The 21,318-nt window shown below is 33.6% G+C and carries 21 protein-coding genes; 3 read left to right on the top strand and 18 right to left on the bottom strand.

Annotated features, from left to right (window positions below):
* Positions 1-49 precede the first annotated feature (49 nt).
* From D9842_RS04705 to yneA, 7 genes are all read right to left on the bottom strand, one after another.
* Positions 50-559, bottom strand: a complete 510-nt coding sequence (locus tag D9842_RS04705; RefSeq protein WP_121661499.1) for a MepB family protein — start codon at positions 557-559, stop codon at positions 50-52.
* Positions 560-1,661: 1,102 nt separating this feature from the next.
* The gene (locus D9842_RS04695) at positions 1,662-2,642 is read right to left on the bottom strand and encodes a hypothetical protein (protein WP_121661497.1); all 981 of its coding nucleotides are present in this window, start codon (positions 2,640-2,642) and stop codon (positions 1,662-1,664) included.
* A gap of 1,052 nt (positions 2,643-3,694) precedes the next feature.
* Positions 3,695-3,913 carry a YneF family protein gene (locus D9842_RS04690; protein ID WP_098797247.1) on the bottom strand — a complete coding sequence of 73 codons (219 nt, stop codon included), beginning with the start codon at positions 3,911-3,913 and terminating at the stop codon, positions 3,695-3,697.
* Between the two features lie 86 nt (positions 3,914-3,999).
* Entirely contained in the window at positions 4,000-4,446 is a 447-nt protein-coding gene (sirA, locus tag D9842_RS04685; RefSeq protein WP_232273494.1) for a sporulation inhibitor of replication protein SirA, read from the bottom strand.
* A gap of 181 nt (positions 4,447-4,627) precedes the next feature.
* Positions 4,628-4,858 (bottom strand): DUF896 domain-containing protein, encoded by a 231-nt coding sequence (locus D9842_RS04680; RefSeq protein ID WP_121661495.1) that lies wholly within the window; start codon positions 4,856-4,858, stop codon positions 4,628-4,630.
* Between the two features lie 163 nt (positions 4,859-5,021).
* Positions 5,022-5,684, bottom strand: coding sequence for a YneB family resolvase-like protein (locus D9842_RS04675; RefSeq protein WP_121661494.1), 663 nt, complete (start codon positions 5,682-5,684; stop codon positions 5,022-5,024).
* Positions 5,685-5,698: 14 nt separating this feature from the next.
* Complete coding sequence (yneA, locus tag D9842_RS04670) at positions 5,699-6,010, bottom strand: cell division suppressor protein YneA (RefSeq protein WP_121661493.1); 312 nt, start codon at positions 6,008-6,010, stop codon at positions 5,699-5,701.
* Between the two features lie 157 nt (positions 6,011-6,167).
* On the opposite strand from yneA, the gene lexA reads away from it, so the two are divergent.
* Positions 6,168-6,791, top strand: coding sequence for a transcriptional repressor LexA (lexA, locus tag D9842_RS04665; RefSeq protein ID WP_098797251.1), 624 nt, complete (start codon positions 6,168-6,170; stop codon positions 6,789-6,791).
* Between the two features lie 74 nt (positions 6,792-6,865).
* On the opposite strand, the gene glnA is transcribed toward lexA, so the two are convergent.
* The 4 genes from glnA to hflX form a co-directional block, all read right to left on the bottom strand.
* Positions 6,866-8,200, bottom strand: a complete 1,335-nt coding sequence (glnA, locus tag D9842_RS04660; RefSeq protein ID WP_121661492.1) for a type I glutamate--ammonia ligase — start codon at positions 8,198-8,200, stop codon at positions 6,866-6,868.
* A 58-nt stretch (positions 8,201-8,258) separates the two neighbouring features.
* Positions 8,259-8,660, bottom strand: coding sequence for a MerR family transcriptional regulator (locus tag D9842_RS04655; protein WP_121661491.1), 402 nt, complete (start codon positions 8,658-8,660; stop codon positions 8,259-8,261).
* 106 nt (positions 8,661-8,766) lie between these two features.
* Positions 8,767-10,041 (bottom strand): methionine gamma-lyase family protein, encoded by a 1,275-nt coding sequence (locus D9842_RS04650; protein ID WP_121661490.1) that lies wholly within the window; start codon positions 10,039-10,041, stop codon positions 8,767-8,769.
* Complete coding sequence (hflX, locus tag D9842_RS04645) at positions 10,034-11,305, bottom strand: GTPase HflX (RefSeq protein WP_121664939.1); 1,272 nt, start codon at positions 11,303-11,305, stop codon at positions 10,034-10,036. Before hflX ends, D9842_RS04650 begins: the two co-directional genes overlap by 8 nt.
* Positions 11,306-11,538: 233 nt before the next feature.
* Here hflX and D9842_RS04640 point away from each other — a divergent pair, with 233 nt between their 5' ends.
* A complete protein-coding gene (locus tag D9842_RS04640; RefSeq protein WP_121661489.1) occupies positions 11,539-12,168 on the top strand; it encodes a trimeric intracellular cation channel family protein in 630 nt (209 codons plus the stop codon).
* A 67-nt stretch (positions 12,169-12,235) separates the two neighbouring features.
* Here D9842_RS04640 and D9842_RS04635 read toward each other — a convergent pair whose 3' ends face one another.
* The gene (locus D9842_RS04635) at positions 12,236-12,574 is read right to left on the bottom strand and encodes a hypothetical protein (RefSeq protein ID WP_121661488.1); all 339 of its coding nucleotides are present in this window, start codon (positions 12,572-12,574) and stop codon (positions 12,236-12,238) included.
* A 372-nt stretch (positions 12,575-12,946) separates the two neighbouring features.
* On the opposite strand from D9842_RS04635, the gene D9842_RS26105 reads away from it, so the two are divergent.
* On the top strand, positions 12,947-13,270 hold the full coding sequence (locus D9842_RS26105) for a hypothetical protein (protein ID WP_180320415.1): 324 nt from the start codon (positions 12,947-12,949) through the stop codon (positions 13,268-13,270).
* 149 nt (positions 13,271-13,419) lie between these two features.
* On the opposite strand, the gene D9842_RS04625 is transcribed toward D9842_RS26105, so the two are convergent.
* From D9842_RS04625 to mutS, 6 genes are all read right to left on the bottom strand, one after another.
* Positions 13,420-13,761: a hypothetical protein gene (locus tag D9842_RS04625; protein WP_121661487.1), complete on the bottom strand. Its 342-nt coding sequence runs from the start codon at positions 13,759-13,761 to the stop codon at positions 13,420-13,422.
* A 194-nt stretch (positions 13,762-13,955) separates the two neighbouring features.
* Positions 13,956-14,918, bottom strand: a complete 963-nt coding sequence (spoVK, locus tag D9842_RS04620) for a stage V sporulation protein K (RefSeq protein WP_121661486.1) — start codon at positions 14,916-14,918, stop codon at positions 13,956-13,958.
* A gap of 244 nt (positions 14,919-15,162) precedes the next feature.
* Positions 15,163-15,390, bottom strand: a complete 228-nt coding sequence (gene hfq, locus D9842_RS04610; RefSeq protein ID WP_098797259.1) for an RNA chaperone Hfq — start codon at positions 15,388-15,390, stop codon at positions 15,163-15,165.
* A 38-nt stretch (positions 15,391-15,428) separates the two neighbouring features.
* Positions 15,429-16,367, bottom strand: a complete 939-nt coding sequence (miaA, locus tag D9842_RS04605; protein WP_162987292.1) for a tRNA (adenosine(37)-N6)-dimethylallyltransferase MiaA — start codon at positions 16,365-16,367, stop codon at positions 15,429-15,431.
* 335 nt (positions 16,368-16,702) lie between these two features.
* A complete protein-coding gene (gene mutL / locus D9842_RS04600) occupies positions 16,703-18,601 on the bottom strand; it encodes a DNA mismatch repair endonuclease MutL (protein WP_121661483.1) in 1,899 nt (632 codons plus the stop codon).
* A gap of 23 nt (positions 18,602-18,624) precedes the next feature.
* Positions 18,625-21,225: a DNA mismatch repair protein MutS gene (gene mutS / locus D9842_RS04595; RefSeq protein ID WP_121661482.1), complete on the bottom strand. Its 2,601-nt coding sequence runs from the start codon at positions 21,223-21,225 to the stop codon at positions 18,625-18,627.
* Between the last annotated feature and the right edge of the window lie 93 nt (positions 21,226-21,318).

Genomic DNA, 21,318 nt, shown 5'->3' with positions numbered 1-21,318 from the left:
CTCTAACAAACCTAGTTATTTCACTAATGCGCTTTTTGATTGCAGAAGATTAAAGAGAATACAGTTCCATTATTTTTTCTAAGGGTAATTTATTCGGATTACACATATCAGCAAAATAGGGAAGCTGCCAATTTTGAGTTTTCATCGCTTGTATACTACTCGGACTATCCCAGCTAGGATATACTCTTATTGCCATTTTCCCCTTTGTTGAAGCAGATCTAAGAATGTTCTGTTTTAAAAGAATTTCTTTTGGGAAAATAAATTGCCCAAACTCATTTTCATTTTTAAAGGTAGTTATAACTAATAAATCAGGGGCTTCGTCATATGAGTAGGGTTGATTTTTATTATCTTCGTCTTTTTCCCATAATGCAACAAACTGCCCTATTTTGGTAGGAGTTATATTCGCAACTCTGAATCGAACTGTTTTAGAAGATAATTGAAATGTACCAGCACCATACTTTGAATTTTGCTTTTCTTCTTGAACTGACTTTACAATTAAGTGATTCGACTTATAAATCATTTTATTTATATAAGTTAATGCTGTAAAAAAATTATTCATTTCTTCACTCCAAATTTCAAAAAAATGGCACGATTCTACAAGATAGGGTGCCTTTCTTATTCCTGAATTGCGCTTTGTTTTGTGTAAGACAAACTAGTTCCTTTATACTTTAATGAGGTACTGAACTGAATATAAGATAAATAGCCTTAATTAAGCTATATCCAAAGACAAAAACTAAAGTGACATAGAATACCTTCCTCCAAATTCTCCCTTATATATATATTAACTAAAAAGAAAAAGAAAAAGAAAAAAGAACTTACAAAAATAAATTGTAGAAATTCCTTTATCTCATATGTTTTCATTATAAATTCTTCATTGTGAAAAAATTGCATGTTTTCATTAACAGAAATTGGATTAGTGAATATGGATAATATCAGTGCAATTACTGTAAGAATGCCATATATATTTAGCACTGTTCTAGTATTAAATTTCCTTTTTGTAACTAACTTAACATTCCTGGATGTTTGAGTTTGTATTTGCATTATATCCCCCTCAATTTCATTATCTATACATATACGAGCAGGTGTAGAAAAAAGATTTATCGACCTTGATACATATAATAGGTACTGGGAATCAAAACTTGATTATTTTCTTCATCCTTCTCCATCAATGAGTATGTATCTCTTGCTATTAGGATTCTAAATATATCTCTTGAACCTTCATGTACTTTCCACCTTAATTTCCTTTAATGACCATCCTATTATTTCACGTTTTTTGTCCTCCAATTTAGATTTGTCATACTATAGTAAACATAGTAGACATATTTTTTAAGCTTCATTTAACTGTTTTAATATATTAAAACAAGAGAATCTATACCAATATAATGGACATAATATCCTCTTAAAATAGCTAATCATTATTGTGTCGAGTGTAAATACGTACCTTGTCATTAAACTTATTCCAAATTATACGAACACCATCTAATTTCAACTCAGTTATATAAAATCATCTTCAAAAGGATGATCAGATTTGTGTAACAACATTGGCGATATAAACATTTAAATACACCTCAAAACAATTGTAACAAATTAGGATGTAAAATAATTGGTAGTTGGAGTAAACAAAATAACCCCTACCAAATCAGGAAAGGGGTTATTTCTACTTAATTACTTATGTCAAACCAAACTTCATCATCCCAACCTTGATTAAATACAACTAAAGGTTCATCATTTTCATCTACCATGAAATATGTCCAACCTTCATGTTCTGCACCTTCATACAAATCGTTTCTTAAGTCTGGTTCAAGACCAGCGATAGAAATCCAGTCATCATACGTTACTCCACTTCCACTAACAGCTTTAAATTTAGCATGATTTATATCATAAGGTTCTTTTTCTAATTCAAGTACTTTTATTCTAAACTTAGCTAACACGTATTTCATACCGGTATCTGGTGAATCATTATACATGTTTGCTTCTTTTACCAAAGTTAATGCTTCATCACCTGAGATAACATCTGTTAGTTCAACCTCATATTTAACATGACCGTCTAACCAATCATCTTTTTCAACAAGTAATGTTTCACCAATTCCTGCTGGATTCTTTCTAGAATTTCTATTATTAAGTTCGTTTAATTTGTCAACAATATCACTTTTTATACTAGATAGTCCATTGCTCACTTTAGCAGGTAACTGCTCATACCCACCAGCTTCTTTAATTTCAACTGCTCTTTTTTCTAATCTTTCAAGTTTTGCAAAGTCACTATTTGCTTTATCAACTCTGTTTGCTGTAAGTGAGTCATTTATTACTTTCATTAATCTATATTGAGACACTTCATAAATAACACGTTCCCTTGCAATTTTCGCTGGCTTCACATACTTATTATTCAAAGCATCTCTGTTGGATTTTCCTGAAACCTTTCCAATTGCTCTTTCAGTCTTCTTAATATCATTAGAAAATGAATCATACTGATCATCAATTGAAGATATGTCACCCGAGTTAATTGTGGAATTGAAGCTAGATAACTTTGTTTTAAGTACCTCACCTAAATTTGCAGCATCAGTGTAACTACTAGCACTAGCAGTATTTACTGTTAATGTTAATGCAACCAATACTGTAAACATTGATAATATTATTTTTTTCATGGTCTTCTCCCTTCAATTTGAAATCTATCAACCATGAAAATATTACCATATATTTCTACAATCTGTAAAACACAGAACCTATCTACTTCAGACTTCTATCTTCAATAGCTTTAACCAAAGCATTTATCATAGAAATAAGAGGGACTTCATAATCATTTGTAACATCATAATCCGGCTTCAATCCCATACTTCGCTAATCTTTCAATTGCAATTTTAGTAGCTTCTGTTATTCAAATAACCACTTCCTTCACATTTAATTTTCCAAATGTATCTGTTACATAGCTCCTAGTGTTTAAATCATAAACAACAACCTCGAGCCTAGCTGTTCCATCATCGTTTGTTTCTGCTGTATCTTTAGCTCTACAAATATCTCATGTCGATATCAACCTGAATCAGATCAACGACTCTTCTGTCAATCCCTTCAATCTTCAACATAAGAAGTGAGATACTTGCTATTTCTTCTGCAAGGTTTTTTAAACGTGATTGCCAGGATATTGACTGTCCTCTGTTTTAGTTTGGTGCAACAATCAATTGTGGTATCTTTCTGTTAGCATCTACAGGGTTTACTATGTTTGTTGTTCACATAATGCTTCATAACTGTTTCTGCATTGCCTTGTTTATTGTCATACGCTGTGTGAGAAGGTGGCAAAGTAATCCCTTTGGGCAACAATTGCTTTTTATGACAATCCTCTAATAAGCCATTCTCAGAAGCTTTACCATTCTCATTTAATTTAATTTCTCTATGTTTAATCTATTTATCGACAAGAAACTGCTTAAGTTGCTTTATTCCTGATTTTTATTTTTCATTGTTTTAGGGGATATCCCTTCGCCTGACAGTGGTAGAAATACTCCTATAAAACATCTTTTAAATAAGCATAAAAAAAAGACCACCCTTCCTGAATTTTTCATCAGAAAAAGTGATCTTCTACGTTATGTAAGAAAGATTAAGCAGTTTATATTAAAAATTCCGAAGAAAGATTCACCAATTATAGTTATTCTACTTAGGAATTCCCATTTGTAAATCGCTTAAAACCTTGCTATATCAACGTTTGTTACTTTTGCATCTTATTCATCTGTGACATCATTTGATTGATTTTCTTTTGGGATGGTTTTTGTCCCATTTGCATCATCATCATTTTCAGCATTTGTTCGTTAATTGGTGGATTTTTCTTCAGGTAATTCATCATATATTTACGCGCAATGAAAAATCCTAGTGCAACCCCAGCAAGTAAAGCTAGAATGCCTACTAGAATAACAACCCATAATTGCATTGTATTTCCTCCTTCGTGTTGTCTATTTTACAGTGTACTAAATCCTTTGATATTATACAACATTTGCACTATAATTTCTTTATATTTTATCCAAAATTTCTTTCTTTTATTGGGTTTAGCCACCCATATCTTTCACCTTTTAAGTCCATTGCTAAAAAACAAGGATCAAATTTTCTTAACACTTCAAAAAATATAGTTTCCGCCTCATAACTTCCATCAGAAGTAAGCTCAAGATGACGATTTTTCACTATTAATGTTGCATTACCAAGATTTCCTTTTAACTCGATTTTATGGATATTTTGGAACACTTGATAGTCTGAACGCTTTGCTAAATGAGTTCCTAGTAATTGATGAATAAATAACATTGGAATGGGCTTAGTTATATAATTAATTTGCTTCTCTAGTGTGTTTTCATGTTCAGATCGGGCAATTGTCCAGTGAAAATCTTGAAACAGATGGTAGATTTTAGACTCACGACCAAAGTAGTGACTTGCAAATTCTTCTTCTATTAAGTATATATAATAGTGTCTCACTGTTTCACTCTCCTCAACCATACTATTTCTCTTATTATAAAAGAACAAAGAAGCAATTATTGTCTTAAACTGGAGAGAGAAGACACTATTTTTGTCGAACATTTGAAACCTATCATTACTTAAAGAAGAATGCCATATTCAGTTCCAATTAAAAAGGAATAAATCATTGATTTATTCCTTTTTAATGTAGATCTTTCCTTCTCTCATTTTTCAGCTTTTGCGGCGTTACATCGTTACCATTCGGGTCAACAACTGTTACTCCCTTTAAAGTGTTTTTCATAGAGGACCGAAACACTTGTAAATACTCATTTCGAAGAGATTGTTGTTCTTGCTTTTCTTTATCAGTTAGCCCTACTGACTTTGCTTTCTTGGATAATTCATTTATTCGATCGATTTTAAATTTCGGTAACATGTTTAATAAACTCCTCTCTTAAATCATATAGACTTCAATCTTACAGCTAACCTCAAAGAGATTAAGTATAAAATTACTTTAAAGTCTTTTAAATGATACAAATGACATATTACTAAATAGAGGAGAAAATAACAACTTTAAAACATATTTTTTCACCAATAATTTACTTATCAAGATCCTGTAGATTATTTTCATCAATATATTCTTGATATCTTCTGTGTACAGTAGCCTTACTAACTCGAAACCCTAATCCCCTAAGAGTTGAAGCAATTTCTCCAAAAGTTAGATTTTTCTTCCTTAGCTTAAGAATCTCTTCTATTGGTAAATCAATCTTCTCACGGCCGCCTCCCTTATCGACGTTCTTTAAATTTTCATGAGGATTGTAGCCATTCTCTATTGCCCGATTCATGCCTCTTTTTATTTTATAATTAATAAGCTTCCGTTGGAATTCTTCAACAGTTGCAAGAATACTCAGTACCATTTCATCTGTTTCGGACAGTTCAGGCTCTCCACGCTCATTTAGAGTAAAAATCTCAGCATCCATTTTTCTTATTTCATGTAAAAGAGCTATTTTTGCGTGACCCCGTCCTAATCTTGTATCATCTTGAACTAATAATATAGATGCCTTCTTTTCTTTTAAAATTGATAGTGCTTCAATCATTCCGTCACGGTCTATGTCATATCCACTATGTCTTTCCTCTATTATCTTTATAACTTCAATATTATGTAGCGAAGCTAATCTTAATAGCTCCTCTTTTTGCCTATCAATAGAAGAATCTTGACTATCCTTCTCTGTACTTACTCTACAATAAACAACTGCCTTCATTATTAGATCATCCTCTACTTACTAGCAATTTGTTCTATTTGATAGATTTCTTCCTTTTCAACAGGTACAAAAACAAATTCACCTGGCTTAACAACATTTGTGTGAATGCCGTTTTTATCCTGTACCCACTTTACAAACTCTTGTTTTGAAATCTGGCTTTTTTCATTAAACTCATCAGCAATTGACCAGAGGCTGTCACCCTCTTTAATTTCTACTTGATGATATTTATCCAAACTTTCTGATTTACCAGTATACGTTATTGCTAGTGTTATTGCAAAAAGGACTAGAAAAAATGATACTACATATGTAAAAGATTCTTTTTTCATTTTATACACCTCATAGGAATATTTGTTCGTATTTGTTGAAATTAGTATAATACGAACGAATGTTCCAGTCAAGCGTTTTTCTCGAACTTATGTTTGTATCTAAAGGTAAATGATGCTATAATAAACATAAATTACAGGATCCGAGGTGTCACAGAGGATGACGAAACTATCAAAAAGGCAACAAGATATATTAACTTTTATTAAAGATGAGGTCCAAAAAAAGGGGTATCCACCTTCAGTACGTGAAATTGGAGAAGCTGTTGGATTAGCTTCAAGCTCAACAGTACACGGTCATTTAGCTAGATTAGAGTCAAAAGGATTAATTAGAAGAGACCCCACGAAACCAAGAGCTATTGAAATACTAGAGGAAGAAGAGACTCTCCATATTCCAAAGAGCAATGTTATTAATGTTCCAGTAATAGGAAAAGTAACAGCAGGTCTTCCAATTACAGCTATTGAAAATGTAGAAGAGTACTTTCCGCTCCCAGATCGATATATATCAGAAGATGAACATGTTTTTATGCTAGAAATTATGGGTGAAAGTATGATAGAAGCTGGAATATTAGACGGTGATTTAGTAATCGTCCGACAACAGCAAACGGCTAACAATGGTGATATTGTTGTGGCTATGACCGAGGATGATGAGGCAACTTGTAAAAGATTTTTCAAAGAAAAAGACTATATTCGCTTACAGCCAGAAAATTCAACAATGGAACCTATTATTCTTCGAAATGTGAGTATACTAGGAAAAGTAATTGGAGTTTACCGCACGGTTCATTAAGCTTGCCTAATTAGGCAAGCTTTTTTATTTGCAAATAAAAAAACTTAACACTAAATGTGTTAAGTTTTTTTCTATTAATACATTGACATGTATTGTTCTCTTTCCCATGGGTGTACTTGCGTACGGAACATATCCCACTCTATTTCTTTCGCTTCAATAAAGTGCTCAAATAAGTGTTCACCTAAAGCATGCTTCATTGTGCTATCTGCTTTTAACAAGTCTAGAGCTTGAGCTAGTGTTGCTGGTAGGTCTACGATACCATTTTCAACACGCTCTTCTTTTGACATAACATAAATGTTACGATCAATAGGTTTTGGAGCTTGAAGCTTATTTTTAATACCGTCAAGACCAGCAGCTAAAAGAACACTCATAGCTAGGTATGGATTTGCTGCAGGGTCAACACTACGAACTTCTACACGTGTACTTAACCCACGTGAAGCAGGGATACGAATTAATGGACTTCTGTTTTGTGCAGACCAAGCCACATAACACGGTGCCTCATAACCAGGTACTAGTCGTTTATAAGAGTTTACAGTTGGGTTTGTTACAGCTGTAAATGCAGGTGCATGTTTGATTACACCAGCAATAAATTGTCTAGCAGTTTCACTTAATTGCAGTTCAGCGTTCGTATCTAAGAATGCATTCTCACCTTTGCTAAATAACGATAAGTTACAGTGCATACCAGATCCGTTTACACCAAACAATGGTTTTGGCATAAATGTAGCATGTAATCCATGCTTGCGTGCAATTGTTTTAACAACTAATTTAAATGTTTGAATATCGTCACATGCTTTAATTGCAGAAGCATATTTAAAATCAATTTCATGCTGACCAGGCGCCACCTCATGGTGAGATGCCTCAATTTCAAATCCCATTTCTTCTAATTCTAGAACGATATCACGGCGGCAGTTTTCACCTAAGTCAGTTGGTGCTAAGTCGAAATATCCACCATTATCGTTTAATTCTAATGTTGGTTCGCCTTTTTCGTCTAATTTAAATAAGAAGAATTCTGGCTCAGGCCCTAAATTGAAATCTGAAAATCCAAGTTCTTCCATCTCAGAAAGAAGACGTCTTAGGTTATTACGAGGATCACCAGCAAATGGAGTGCCATCTGGATTATAAATATCACAGATAAATCGTGCAACTTTTCCTTTTTCTGCTGTCCAAGGGAAAATAACGAATGTATCAAGATCAGGATATAAGTACATATCAGACTCTTCGATTCGAACGAAACCTTCAATTGAAGATCCATCGAACATCATTTTATTATCTAAAGCTTTATCTAATTGACTTACAGGAATCTCTACGTTTTTAATAGTTCCCAAAATATCTGTGAATTGTAGACGGATATATTTTACATTGTTTTCTTTTACTAAAGTTACGATATCTTCTCTTGAATATTTAGCCACTTGAAAATCTCCTCTCCTATTTCAAAAAAGTTTTATATTCAATTTCATACTAACTAGATCAATGAAAAAACCTTGTCATGTCCCCTTGCCTTAATGTTGGTCGATTAAAGCGTCCTGCCTGCATAAGTTCAGATTTTAAGAGCTTACGTAATTCAGCATCACTCAAATCAGGTTTTTCAACAGTTTTATGTTGCTCTTCTTTCTCTTCACTATGTGTACTTTTGCGCAAGAAAATTTCTTTAATTCCAGCCAAGTTAACACCTTGTTCAATTAAATTACGAATCTCCAATAATTTGTCAACATCATTAAACGAAAACAATCTTCTATTGCTTTCCGTTCGAGCTGGAAAAATAAGTTCATTCTCTTCATAATAACGAATTTGTCTTGCAGACAGATCTGTGAGCTGCATAACAATTCCGATAGGAAATAGGGGCATTGAGCGTCGTATATTATCACTCATGTTATTCGCTCCTTTTATTTAACTAATCTCATTATAACTTATGTAATATTATGTGTCAATCATGTGTCAGGTTACATAACATAGTAGAATTACTTTCTATTAGTAATTATCTATCTATTGAGATTAACTTTTGCTCAATTAAAGAATCAACAGCACTACAAACAGCTATTTTTACATGAGTGTATGTTAGTCCACCTTGGACGTATGCAACGTACGGCTCTCTTAATGGCCCATCTGCGGAAAGTTCGATGCTAGCTCCTTGAACAAAAGTACCTGCTGCCATAATGACATCATCTTCATATCCAGGCATATAGTTAGGATATGGTGTAACATGGGAGTTTATTGGTGAAGAATACTGAATTGCTTGGCAAAAAGCAACCATCAGTTTTGGGTCTTCAAATTGTACAGATTGAATCAAATCAGTTCTTATACTGTTCCACGAAGGACTCGTTTTCAAACCAATTTCTTCTAAAAAAGCTGAAGTAAATACTGCACCTTTTAACGCTTGTCCCACAACATGCGGTGCCAAAAAGAACCCTTGATACATTTCCTGAAGGCTGTATAGTGAAGCACCAGCCTCTGCTCCAATACCAGGTGAAGTCATTCTGTACGAGCAAGCCTCTATAAGTTCTTTTTTGCCAACTAAATAGCCTCCTGTTTTTGCAAGTCCACCGCCAGGATTTTTAATTAATGATCCTGCAATTAGATCAGCTCCAACATGACATGGCTCCAATTCTTCCACAAATTCACCATAGCAGTTATCAACGAAAATGACAATATCTTCTTTAAGTGATTTAACAAAATTTATCATTTGTTTAATATCTGATATTGTAAATGAAGGCCTTGTTGCATATCCTTTAGAACGTTGAATACCAATCATTTTAGTTTTAGGGGAAATAGCGTTTTTTACACCTTCAAAATTTACAGTACCATCTTCTTTAAGATCCACAGTATTGTAATCTATATTAAATTCCTTAAGTGAGCCAATACCGCTACCTCTGATACCTACTATTTCTTCAAGTGTATCATATGGTTTTCCAGTTATATATAGTAGTTCATCGCCTGGTCTTAAAACACCGAAAAGAGCAATCGAAATAGCGTGCGTTCCGGAGATAATTTGTGGTCTTACTAAGCCAGCTTCCCCTCCAAACACATCTGCATACACTTCTTCTAAGGTGTCTCTGCCAATATCATCATATCCATAACCTGTTGATGGAATAAAGTGAGAGTCACTAATTCGATGCTTTTGAAAGCTTTTTAGCACCTTAAATTGGTTTACCTCACTGATAAAATCAATTTGGTCGTGAACCTTATCTATTTTTTGTTCAGCCTTTTCAACAATTGGGGCAATAGCTGCCCCATTTTTTAATAACTCAAACATGTTTATTACCCTCTCCGTTATACCTATCTAGTTGTCCATTTATCGCATGTGTTGGGAGAACAAACCCTTCGATTTCATACACTTCTTTCTCTTCTATAAATTCTAAGTGTTCAATTAGAGATTCAGTTTTCAATTGCGAAATTAACCTACCTTCATTTGCTGGTAGGTGGATGGAGTAATGTTTCATTTCTTTTTTTGCAATATTCTCCACCTTATTCATCAACATTTTTAAATCTTCTTCAGAAAAAGCAGTAATTGTTAGATAATCCTCCGTCGGGGATGGTACAAATGATCCCGGAGTCTGATCCTTTTTATTATAAACGGTCAAAATCGGTATATCGGTTACATCCAATTGTTCAAGAAGCTTATATACAGTCTTCTCATGATTGGCGTAGTCTTCATTCGAGCTGTCAACAACATGAAGAATAAGATCTGCTTCTTTTACTTCTTCAAGTGTAGATCGGAACGCTGCCACAAGAGTTGTCGGTAAATCCTGAATAAAACCTACAGTATCTGTGATCAGTGCTTGATATGTTGATGGTAATAATACTTTTCTTGTCATAGGATCTAATGTTGCAAATAATAAGTCTTCTTCAAACGTTCCTGCTGTTGTTAATCGATTAAATATCGTTGATTTCCCTGCATTTGTATACCCTACCAAAGCAATTTGAAAAGCTTGGTTTTTCTTACGACGTTCACGATATCTGCTTCTGTGTCTAACAACAGTTGATAACTGCTGTTTTATTTCATTAATACGATTTCGAATGTGACGACGATCAGTTTCTAGTTGAGTTTCCCCTGGACCTCTTGTACCAATACCTCCTCCTTGACGTGATAAAGCAATACCTTGTCCAGTTAATCTCGGGAGCAGGTATTGTAGTTGTGCAAGCTCTACCTGAAGCTTACCTTCTTTTGATTTAGCACGTTGTGCAAATATATCTAAAATCAGTTGAGTACGATCTATAATTCGCACATCTACTATTGATGATAAATTTCTTAATTGACTTGGTGATAATTCATCATTAAAAACGACAATATCTGGACTAAATTCCTCAACTAAACTCAATAATTCATCTACTTTTCCTTTTCCTATGTATGTAGCGGGATGTGGCCTCTCCCTTTTCTGTGTCATTTGGCTAAGTACTTCTCCATTAGCTGTTTTCGTTAATGAAGCTAACTCCTCCATTGAGTAATGAAAATGTTCGTCAAGTATTGTTTGAAGCTGACAACCAACTAATATTACCTTTTCTTTAAGTACATCCAATGTATTATTCAATAAAAAACCCTTCCCTTACGCTATTTTTAGCACTTTAATCATATCAAACATTACTGTAATTCTCTAATTATTTCTGTTATAGACCTAGTATAAACAGTTTTGGACCTATAATATTCTTACCCACCTTGCTTTCATACAGAATACTAAAGAAAAGAATTGACCTTTATGGAGGTTACATATACAATAATTTCGGCTGAATTTATACAACTGGGGGAATTATTTTGACTTGGGACGTTTTAAGTATTATTGGAACAATTGCTTTTGCGATTAGTGGTGCAATTGTAGCAATGGAAGAAGAGTATGATATATTAGGAGTATATATTTTAGGTATTGTCACGGCATTTGGCGGTGGTGCAATTCGAAATTTACTTATAGGTGTCCCAGTCAGTGCGTTATGGGAACAAGGAGTGCTTTTTCAGGTAGCCCTTTTTGCTATGACGATTGTTTTTTTATTTCCTAATCGATTATTACAACATTGGGAAAAATGGGGGAATTTTACTGATGCAATCGGTCTTTCCGCATTTGCCATACAAGGTGCTTTATATGCTGTTAACATGAATCACCCTATTAGTGCAGTAATCGTTGCAGCAGTATTAACTGGTAGTGGCGGAGGAATTGTCCGAGACATCCTTGCAGGACGTAAGCCACTAGTACTTCGTGCAGAAATTTATGCCTTTTGGGCAATTATTGCAGGATTTTTAATTGGCTTTAAGCTTGTTAACGACCCTTTCGAACTTTATATCCTATTTGGATTAATCGTCTTACTTAGAGTTCTGTCCTATACATATAAGTGGCGTTTACCAAATCGAAGTTTCAAACCATCATCAAACAATGAAACAATCTCAGGATAAAATATAGAATGTTTGTTGAGAAAGAGTATAGGAAAAGGCAACTATAATGGAGTTGCCTTTTTTAATTTTAGCTGATTTCCTGTAGTTCTTCTCTTGATCGACTGACTTTACATTTTATATAAGTTTGGGTTGTATCAAACATGTCTGCAACATATAACGTTGCTCCATAATAGGTTTTTTCGTTAGTCATTTCTTCGTTAACAATATAATCATAAATTGCAGATTCAATATCTTGGAAGAATGGTAAAATGGCTTCGTTATTTTTAATGATTTGATATAGTTGAACTGTTAAAAATGGGTTTTTATCGTATTTTTCCACCAATTGGTTAATGACAGATTCGTTAAGTGACAAGTTATTTTCAACAAGGTATTTTAGCTGTTCTAAAAATAATTTGTTATCACACATCCTAATCACTCCCTCTTATAGTTTGTATTCTAACATTTAGAGGAGTTTATTGAAAGCGTTTACAACATTGTTTATTATAGCTTTTTTCGATTGAAGATTACAGGTTTAATGCTATTTTTATATGACTCTATATTTATACAAATAAATACATAATGAACCTTAACGTTGATTGTTAGAACTTTCTATTGTCTATAGATTTATAATGATCATTATTCAAATTTACTACAAACTCTAACTTATTTTTATTCAGTTGATTTAGAGCTAATATATGTTAAGATTCCTTAAATTAATTTTTTATTCATGAATTCTCTCACCTATTGATTAATCAAGAATAATTTATATGATAGCTACAAAAAGAAAGGTGTGATCATAATGAAATGGAGAAATTATGGATTATGGACATCTATTGCTTCTCTTTTATATATGGTATTTAAAGATTTAGGCCTACAGATTGATCTAACAAGTTGGGAAACTTATGTCACATCTGTTTTAGGTATTCTTGTGACACTAGGTATTATTTCCAACCCTGAAAATGGAAAAGGATTTTTCAATAAAAAAACAGACAATTCCATAGCCCCTTCTGATATGACAAACCCACAGACAACTACAAATAACCAAAGTCAATCCGAAGAAACAACAACCACATTCTCTGAAGAAGCTGTTCCTGATCGTAAATATGTACCTTATGAAAAATAAACATAATGGTTCATGTTCTTATAATTACAATGGAATTAGCAGTTTAAGGTAAACATAAAACGATAGTCATAAATTGACTATCGTAACTATATTTGTATATTGAAGGGTACTGTGAAAAGTACCTTTTTTGTTTTAGAAAACGAAGAAATCTATTTTTCATTTTCAATTTTTTCGATTTTAATAATCCCATTAATATGATTTTCTGATTCTACATAAGCCACAATCTTATCTTTCACTTTAAGTTTTTCTTTTAAAGGATGTTTAATATTTTCGCTATTAAATTGTATTTTAGTTTTTCCATCTGTAGATTGTCCCTGATATTCATTGCCATCAACCTTTGTAATAACATAAGTAAAGGTTTTATAATCTTCTTTGACCTCAGTGGTTGTTACTTCTTTAGATGTTCCTCCGGTATCTGGCTTAATAAAGACAATACCAAGCCCTAATAAGAACCCTGTTAAAACGAGTAAAAGAATTAGTTTTATTTTCATCATTACCTCCATATCGAAAAAACTGTCCCGTAATTGAACAGACAGTACAAATAGTAACCTGATATATGATGTATGATAAAAATATAAAAAAAGAACGGCTAGCGCCTCTTAAAAATATTATTAAGAACAAAAGCCCCCAATTAAAGTGGGGACGATGTCTTGAAAGTCTATCTCAATAAAAAACAACTTTAACTTCAAATACTTTTATGCTCATTTAATACCAAATCTTGGCTTTTTATTGTTAAAAGATCTTCACGATTATATCTGTCCGTTAATAATAACCTCATCGCTTGTGAACGGATAGACTTTTCAATAATGTTTCGAACATAGCGACCATTACTAAACTTTGATGGATGTGTTTCTGTTTTAACAGCCATTAGATGTTCTTTGAGTTTGATTTCTGCATCTTGGTGAAATCTATACTCTCGTTCTGTCATCATAAGTTCCGAAATATCCATTAAGTCGTCCACAGAATAATCCGGAAAATCTACAACAAGTGGAAACCTTGATAAAAGTCCTGGGTTCAAAGACAAAAAGTTATCCATTTCACGTGGGTATCCCGCTAATATCAATACAAAATCATGCTGTTTATCTTCCATATGTTTGACCAATGTATCAATTGCTTCCTTACCAAAATCTTTTTCCCCTCCTCTTGCGAGAGAATAGGCTTCATCTATAAATAATATTCCACCAAGGGCTTTCTTAATTAAATCTCGAGTTTTTTGTGCAGTATGCCCGATATATTCTCCAACGAGATCTGCCCTTTCTGCTTCTATAAGATGACCTTTCGATAAAACATTCATTTGGAAAAAAAGCTTTCCAACTAATCTTGCTACCGTTGTTTTTCCTGTACCAGGATTTCCCTTAAACATCATGTGCAGTGCTTGCTTTCCTACTTTTAACCCCTGTTCTTCACGCTTTTTATTTATAAAAATCCAAGCGTAAATTTCTTTTATCATTCTCTTCATTTCATTCATCCCGACAAGCGAGCTCATTTCTTCTTCAATTTCCTTTAAAATCGCATGCTTCACTTCTGCCTTAGGAATTTTCAAATCATATGAAGAGGAGCTGACTTCTACTTTTTCTTTAGATTGATTGTTTAGGATTATATTTATTTGTCCATTTGTTTTATATGTGAATGCTTGATCACGTTCCAAAGACCTTCACCTCACTATCTGTTACTTAGTATACGTGAGCTTTTTAAAAATTTGACTATGGAATGAAATTGTCCAAAAGGCAAACGCAAAAAAGGAGGATTTTTGTTGGTTTCTGCGCTTTCCCAAGAAATATCCATTCCTTTATCTATATTCAATTTTTCATAAATTAAAACCTTGAGATCTATTTTAATTATAAAATTCAAAAAAGTAAGGGAGTTGATGTGTTTCATCAACTCCCTTACTTTTATTGCTCTAGCTCTATTTGTATGTTTTTTTGTGGTGAAAATGTTGAGATAGCATGTTTGTATATAAGCTGTTGCTTACCCTCTGTTTCTAACAATACTGTAAAGTTATCAAAGCCCTTAACAAGGCCTCTTAATTGGAATCCATTTAGTAAGAAAACAGTTACAAACGTTCCATCCTTACGAAGTTGATTAAGAAATTGATCTTGAATATTGATTGATTGCTTCATGTTTCGTCCTCCTCTTTTATCTATACCTTTTAATTCGATTAAAGTTTCAGCTTTCCTGCTATGTATGTAAAAATTTCGTCCACCTTTTGTTCATGATTTATAGGTGGGGTCATATTAAACCATTTAACATCCATTTTATTTCGAAACCATGTTAACTGACGTTTAGCATATCTTCTTGAATTCTGCTTTAATTGGCTTATTGCATCTTCAAGTGTTGTTAACCCATCAAAGTAATCATAAATTTCTTTGTAGCCAATTGCTTTGATTGCCTGTGTATCACGTATGCCAATATCATACAACTTCTTTACTTCCTCAATGAGCCCTTGTTTTATCATTAGATCAACACGTTCGTTAATCCTGGCATATAGAACATCTCTGTCCATTGTTAAACCAACTAAGGCTACATCATACAAAAGTTGGCTTTCCTGTTGTTTCAGATGCTCTGCCATCGTCACACCTGTACAATGAAAAATTTCTAAAGCTCTAATCACTCTTCTAGTGTTATTTGGATGAATTTTAGTTGCAGACTCCGGATCAACATCAGCTAACATTTGATGTATAGCAAGTTCACCATTAACTTTTAGGTCTTCTTCAAGCTTCTTCCTAAATTCAGGATCTGATGGAGATTCTGTAAACTGATAATCATATAAAACAGATTGAATATATAAGCCTGTCCCTCCAACAATCATTGGCATTTTGTTTTCTCTTGTCATGTCATCAATTAATGGTCTAACTTTTCCTTGAAATTCCGCTACTGAAAAATCGTCTTCTGGATTTTTAATATCTATAAGATGATGAGGAATACCCTCCATCTCATCTACGCTAATTTTGGCTGTTCCTATGTCCATGCCTTTATAAATTTGCATTGAATCACCGCTAATAATTTCACCATCTAATCGGCGGGCAAGGTCAATGCTAAGTTTTGTTTTCCCAACTGCTGTTGGACCAATGATGACGACGATTTTCTTTCTATTCAAACACAACCACTCTTTCACTTCAAATAGATTCTACGTTCATCATCTTATCATGTGTATGATATGAACACCAGATTATTGTTTCCTTTTTAATATAATTGTAAACATTCTATTATTATTTATTTTTACACTGGGTAATAAACTTAAAAACCGCTATATTATATAAAATAATTAGGAAGAAGTCGTTTGTTTTTCTATTTACATAATATTATTATTATTCATATTTAAGCTTAATCATAAAAGTGTAATTATAGATTATTTTCAGAAGTCTCTCTCACTAAAAGAAAAAAGCCCTCAAAAAGAGGGACCGTTGTGTTCTGATTTTTATTTATGTTTTTTCACATGACTCTCTTAAACATCTTTTCCATCTCATAGGTCGAATAATGAACAATAATTGGTCTTCCATGTGGACAAGTAAATGGATCAGTCGTTTTTCTTAACGTTTCAAGTAATGCAAAAATCTCATCATTTCGTAGGTGATGATTCGCTTTGATGGATGCTTTGCAACTCATCATAATCGCTGCTTCTTCACGGAGTTTCTTAATATTTATCTTTTTATCATCGAGTACCTGCTGAATGATTTCCTCAATCGTACTTTTTTCTTCTCCTCTAGGAAACCACTGTGGATGTGAGCGTACAATGTAGCTATTCCGACCAAAAGGCTCGAGAAATATACCGACTTGTGCTAATGCATTTAAATGTTCTTCAATAATCATTGTCTCATCAGTAGAGTATTCAAAGGTTAGAGGTACCAAAAGCTCTTGAACCTCCGAGTGGACCTGTCCAACTTTTTCTTTAAAGAATTCATATTTAATCCGCTCTTGAGCAGCATGTTGATCTATGATAAAAAGCCCTCTATCATTTTGGGCTAATATATATGTTCCATGCATTTGACCAATTGGGTACAAGACAGGTACTCTTTCTTCTTGTAATAGTGGTTGTTGTTTCTGTTTTTCATCATAAGAAAGGTTCTCTTCAAATACCTCTTCTTCATGATGAACTATTACTGTTTCAGTTTCATCATGAAATTCCTCGTCTATTTGATCTTGATATTGCCAGCTATCATCTATTTTATTATGAAGTTGTTGTTCTTTTTCCTCTACTATTGGTGTTCTCTGTATTAGGGATGTTTGTTGAAAAGCTGATGGCCTTTCATTAACAACCTCTCTAGTATGATCAAAGGTAAATTGTTGCTGCTCATCATCCGACTTTGTTTTCGTCATTTTTGGAGATTCTACGGATGGTATAAGTTGCTGTTGTTTAAAAACATCTTTAATCCCATTTGTAATCAGTTCATTTAGTTCTGCTTCCTTACTTAACCTCACCTCAAGTTTCGAAGGATGAACATTCACATCAACTAATAACGGATCCATTTTTATTTCTAAGAATACAATGGGAAAGCGTCCTATTGGTAGCAACGTATGATATCCTTGCTGAATGGCCTTAACAAGAGAATAATTTTTTATAAATCGCCCATTAATGATCGTTGATATATAGTTTCGGGAAGCTCTTGTTATTTCAGGTAAAGCAACATAGCCATTTACTTCAAAATCTAAAGATTCTAAAGTTAACTTTTTCATTTTTTTTGCAATGGAAAGTCCATAGATTGAAGCCAAAACCTGGCGGACATCTCCATTTCCACTCGTATGAAGAAGCTTCTTACCATTATGAACTAAGCGTATGGAAACCTCTGGATGTGCAAGTGCAATTCGGTTTACAATGTCCGTAATGTTTCCTAATTCCGTATGAACAGTTTTCATGTATTTCAACCTGGCTGGTGTATTGAAAAAAAGATTCCTAACCGTAATATCTGTTCCTTTTCGACTTGAGGTCGATTCATGTTTTTCAATTTTTCCACCCGATAAAATTAGATTTGTTCCCGCTCCTTCTCCTGTACTTGTTTTCATATCAAGTAAAGAAACAGAGGCAATACTGGGAAGCGCCTCCCCTCTAAAGCCGAGAGTCCGAATCCGAAAAAGATCATTTTCATCTTTAATTTTACTTGTGGCATGACGGTGGAAAGCATTTAAACAATCATCAGGTTCAATGCCATCACCATTATCAACAATTCTAATTTTGCTTAAACCAGCTTCCTCTATATCAATTTCCACAATGGTACTGTTTGCATCTATCGCATTTTCTAATAACTCTTTCACAACAGACGCAGGTCGTTCAACGACCTCTCCTGCTGCAATTTTATTTGATAACATATCATCTAGGCGAATTATTTTACCCAATTATCTCACCGCCTTCTTGCTTTTTATTTCACCTTTTTCTGCAATTGATATAGTGCATTGATTGCATCAAGAGGTGTCATTTCTAAAAGATTCATAGATTTTAATTGTTCAACAACATGTTGTTCTTTCTTAGATAGAGTTGGTATTTTAGTCGAAGACTGTCGTCCATGATCCGGGAACAGAGAGAGCTGAGAGTCTATAAAAGATTCTTCTTGTACCCTTTCACTCTTCTTCGGTGTGACAGAATTTGTGCCTTTACTATCTTTTTCTAGATCCTTCAATATTTCTTTCGCACGTACAATTAAAGATTGTGGGAGTTCAGCGAGTTCTGCTACATGTATACCATAACTTTTATCTGCTGCACCTTCTTCAATTTTGTGTAAAAACACAACTTTACCATTTTCCTCAATGGCTTTTACATGAATATTTTTTAACGATTGTAATTGTTCTTCGAGAACTGTTAGTTCATGATAGTGTGTAGAGAATAGTGTTTTAGCGCCTATTTTTTCATGAATATGTTCAATAATAGCTTGTGCTAAAGCCATTCCATCATAAGTTGAGGTTCCTCTTCCGATTTCATCAAACAATATTAAGCTTTGAGAAGTAGCATGAGCAATGGCATTTTTAGCTTCAAGCATTTCTACCATAAACGTACTTTGACCTGATATGAGGTCATCAGCTGCACCAATTCGCGTGAAAATTTGATCAAAAATAGGTAAAACAGCTTCCGAAGCAGGTACATAGCAACCTATTTGAGCTAGAATTGACGTTAAAGCTATTTGACGCATATACGTGCTTTTCCCTGACATATTTGGTCCTGTGATAAGCAGCATATGTCGTTCATTGTTAAAATAACAATCATTTGCTACGTATTCCTGATTATCCATTACTTTCTCTACAACTGGGTGACGACCATTCTTAATAAATAGTTCATTAGATGGAGAAAAAGTAGGCTTGCAATAGTGTCGATTTTCACTTACAGTTGCAAAACACTGAAGCACATCTAATTCACTGAGGCGTTTAGCTAAACCTTGTAATCTCGGAATATATTGTTTAATTTTTTCTCTAATCTCAACAAATAATTGATATTCTAATTCTACAATTTTTTCTTCTGCCTCTAAGATTAGTGACTCTTTTTCTTTTAGAGCAGGAGTAATAAAGCGTTCAGCATTAGACAGTGTTTGTTTACGCTCATACATGCCTTCTTCTAAAAGGTGAAGGTTTGCTCTTGTTACTTCGATATAATAACCAAAAACTTTGTTATATCCAATCTTCAGTGACTTAATCCCTGTTTTTTGTCGCTCTTGCTGTTCAAGCTGAGCAATCCAGGTTTTCCCGTTTCGACTGGCATCACGATACTGATCTAATTGCTCGTTATAGCCATCGTTTATAATGTTCCCTTCCTTAACGGATAAAGGTGGGTTTTCAATTATCGAACGTTCTAATAAATTTGTTAAATCCTCACAAGAATCTAATCTTTCTATAGAAAATGTCTCACTTTGTAAGGATTGACATAAACTTTCAATTGCTGGAACCTGCTGTAACGATTTTTTAAGTTGAATAAGGTCTCTAGCATTTACATTACCAAACGCTACTCGACCAGCTAGGCGCTCTAAATCATATACTTCCTTTAATAATTGCCTTAGGTCTTCTCGTTCAAAAAAGTGTTCCATTAAAGTTTCAACCATTGACAATCGCTTTTCGATTTTCACCTTATCTACAAGAGGCTTGTCTACCCATTGTTTCAAGAGTCTTCCACCCATTGCCGTCTTTGTTTCATCTAACAACCATAAAAGCGAGCCTTTTTTCCCTTTTGAACGAATTGTTTCTGTTAGTTCAAGATTTCTTTTTGAAAAAAGATCAATCTTCATCGCATCATGAAGATAGTACACTTTTAGTTTTTGTAAGTGATCTAAACTACGTTTTTGAGTCCGTTCTAAATAAGATAATAGTCTACCAAATGTTGTAACGAGCCGCTCATCATTTATTTCTTCAACAAGTGAAGAAAAATGTTCTGAAATTGATGATTCTATTTGATAGGATAAAGTTGCTTGACACCGATCTATAAGCTGCTTTTTCCATTTTTCTTGAAAATCATTTAAAACCACAATTTCTTTTGCACCTACAGAATAGATTTCATTTAATAAATCATCAAAACTTGAACAATAGGCAACAAGGTTTTCACCCGTTGTTAAGTCACTTAATGCCAAACCAAATTGAGAATCAAATTCGGTTATGGAAGCAATATAATTGTTCTCTTTTTCTTGAATTCCTTTTCCATCCATTACAGTACCTGGTGTAATAAGTTGAACAACTTCTCTTCTAACTACACCTTTTGCCTGCTTCGGATCTTCCGTTTGCTCGCAAATAGCAACCTTATAACCTTTTGTAATCAATTGTTCGATATAGTTAGGAGCAGAATGATAAGGAACCCCACACATTGGTATTCTTTCTTCTCCGCCTCCATCACGGCTTGTTAAAGTAATTTCTAATTCCTGTGATGCCTTAATAGCATCTTGAAAAAACATTTCATAAAAATCTCCTAAACGGAAAAATAAAAAGGCATCTTGATATTCTGCCTTTATCTTTAAATATTGCTGTATCATTGGCGTGTAAGTTGCCATGTTTATCCTCCAATACCACTGTTAACGTTCTTTATAGGTTCATTTCTTCACTATCATCTTCTCTGAGTACTATCGTGTTTTTCTACTCGTCTT

Source organism: Metabacillus litoralis (assembly GCF_003667825.1).
GTDB lineage: Bacteria > Bacillota > Bacilli > Bacillales > Bacillaceae > Metabacillus > Metabacillus litoralis_B.
Note: the sequence above shows the minus strand (reverse complement) of the source record. Positions and strands in the feature narration are given on the sequence as shown.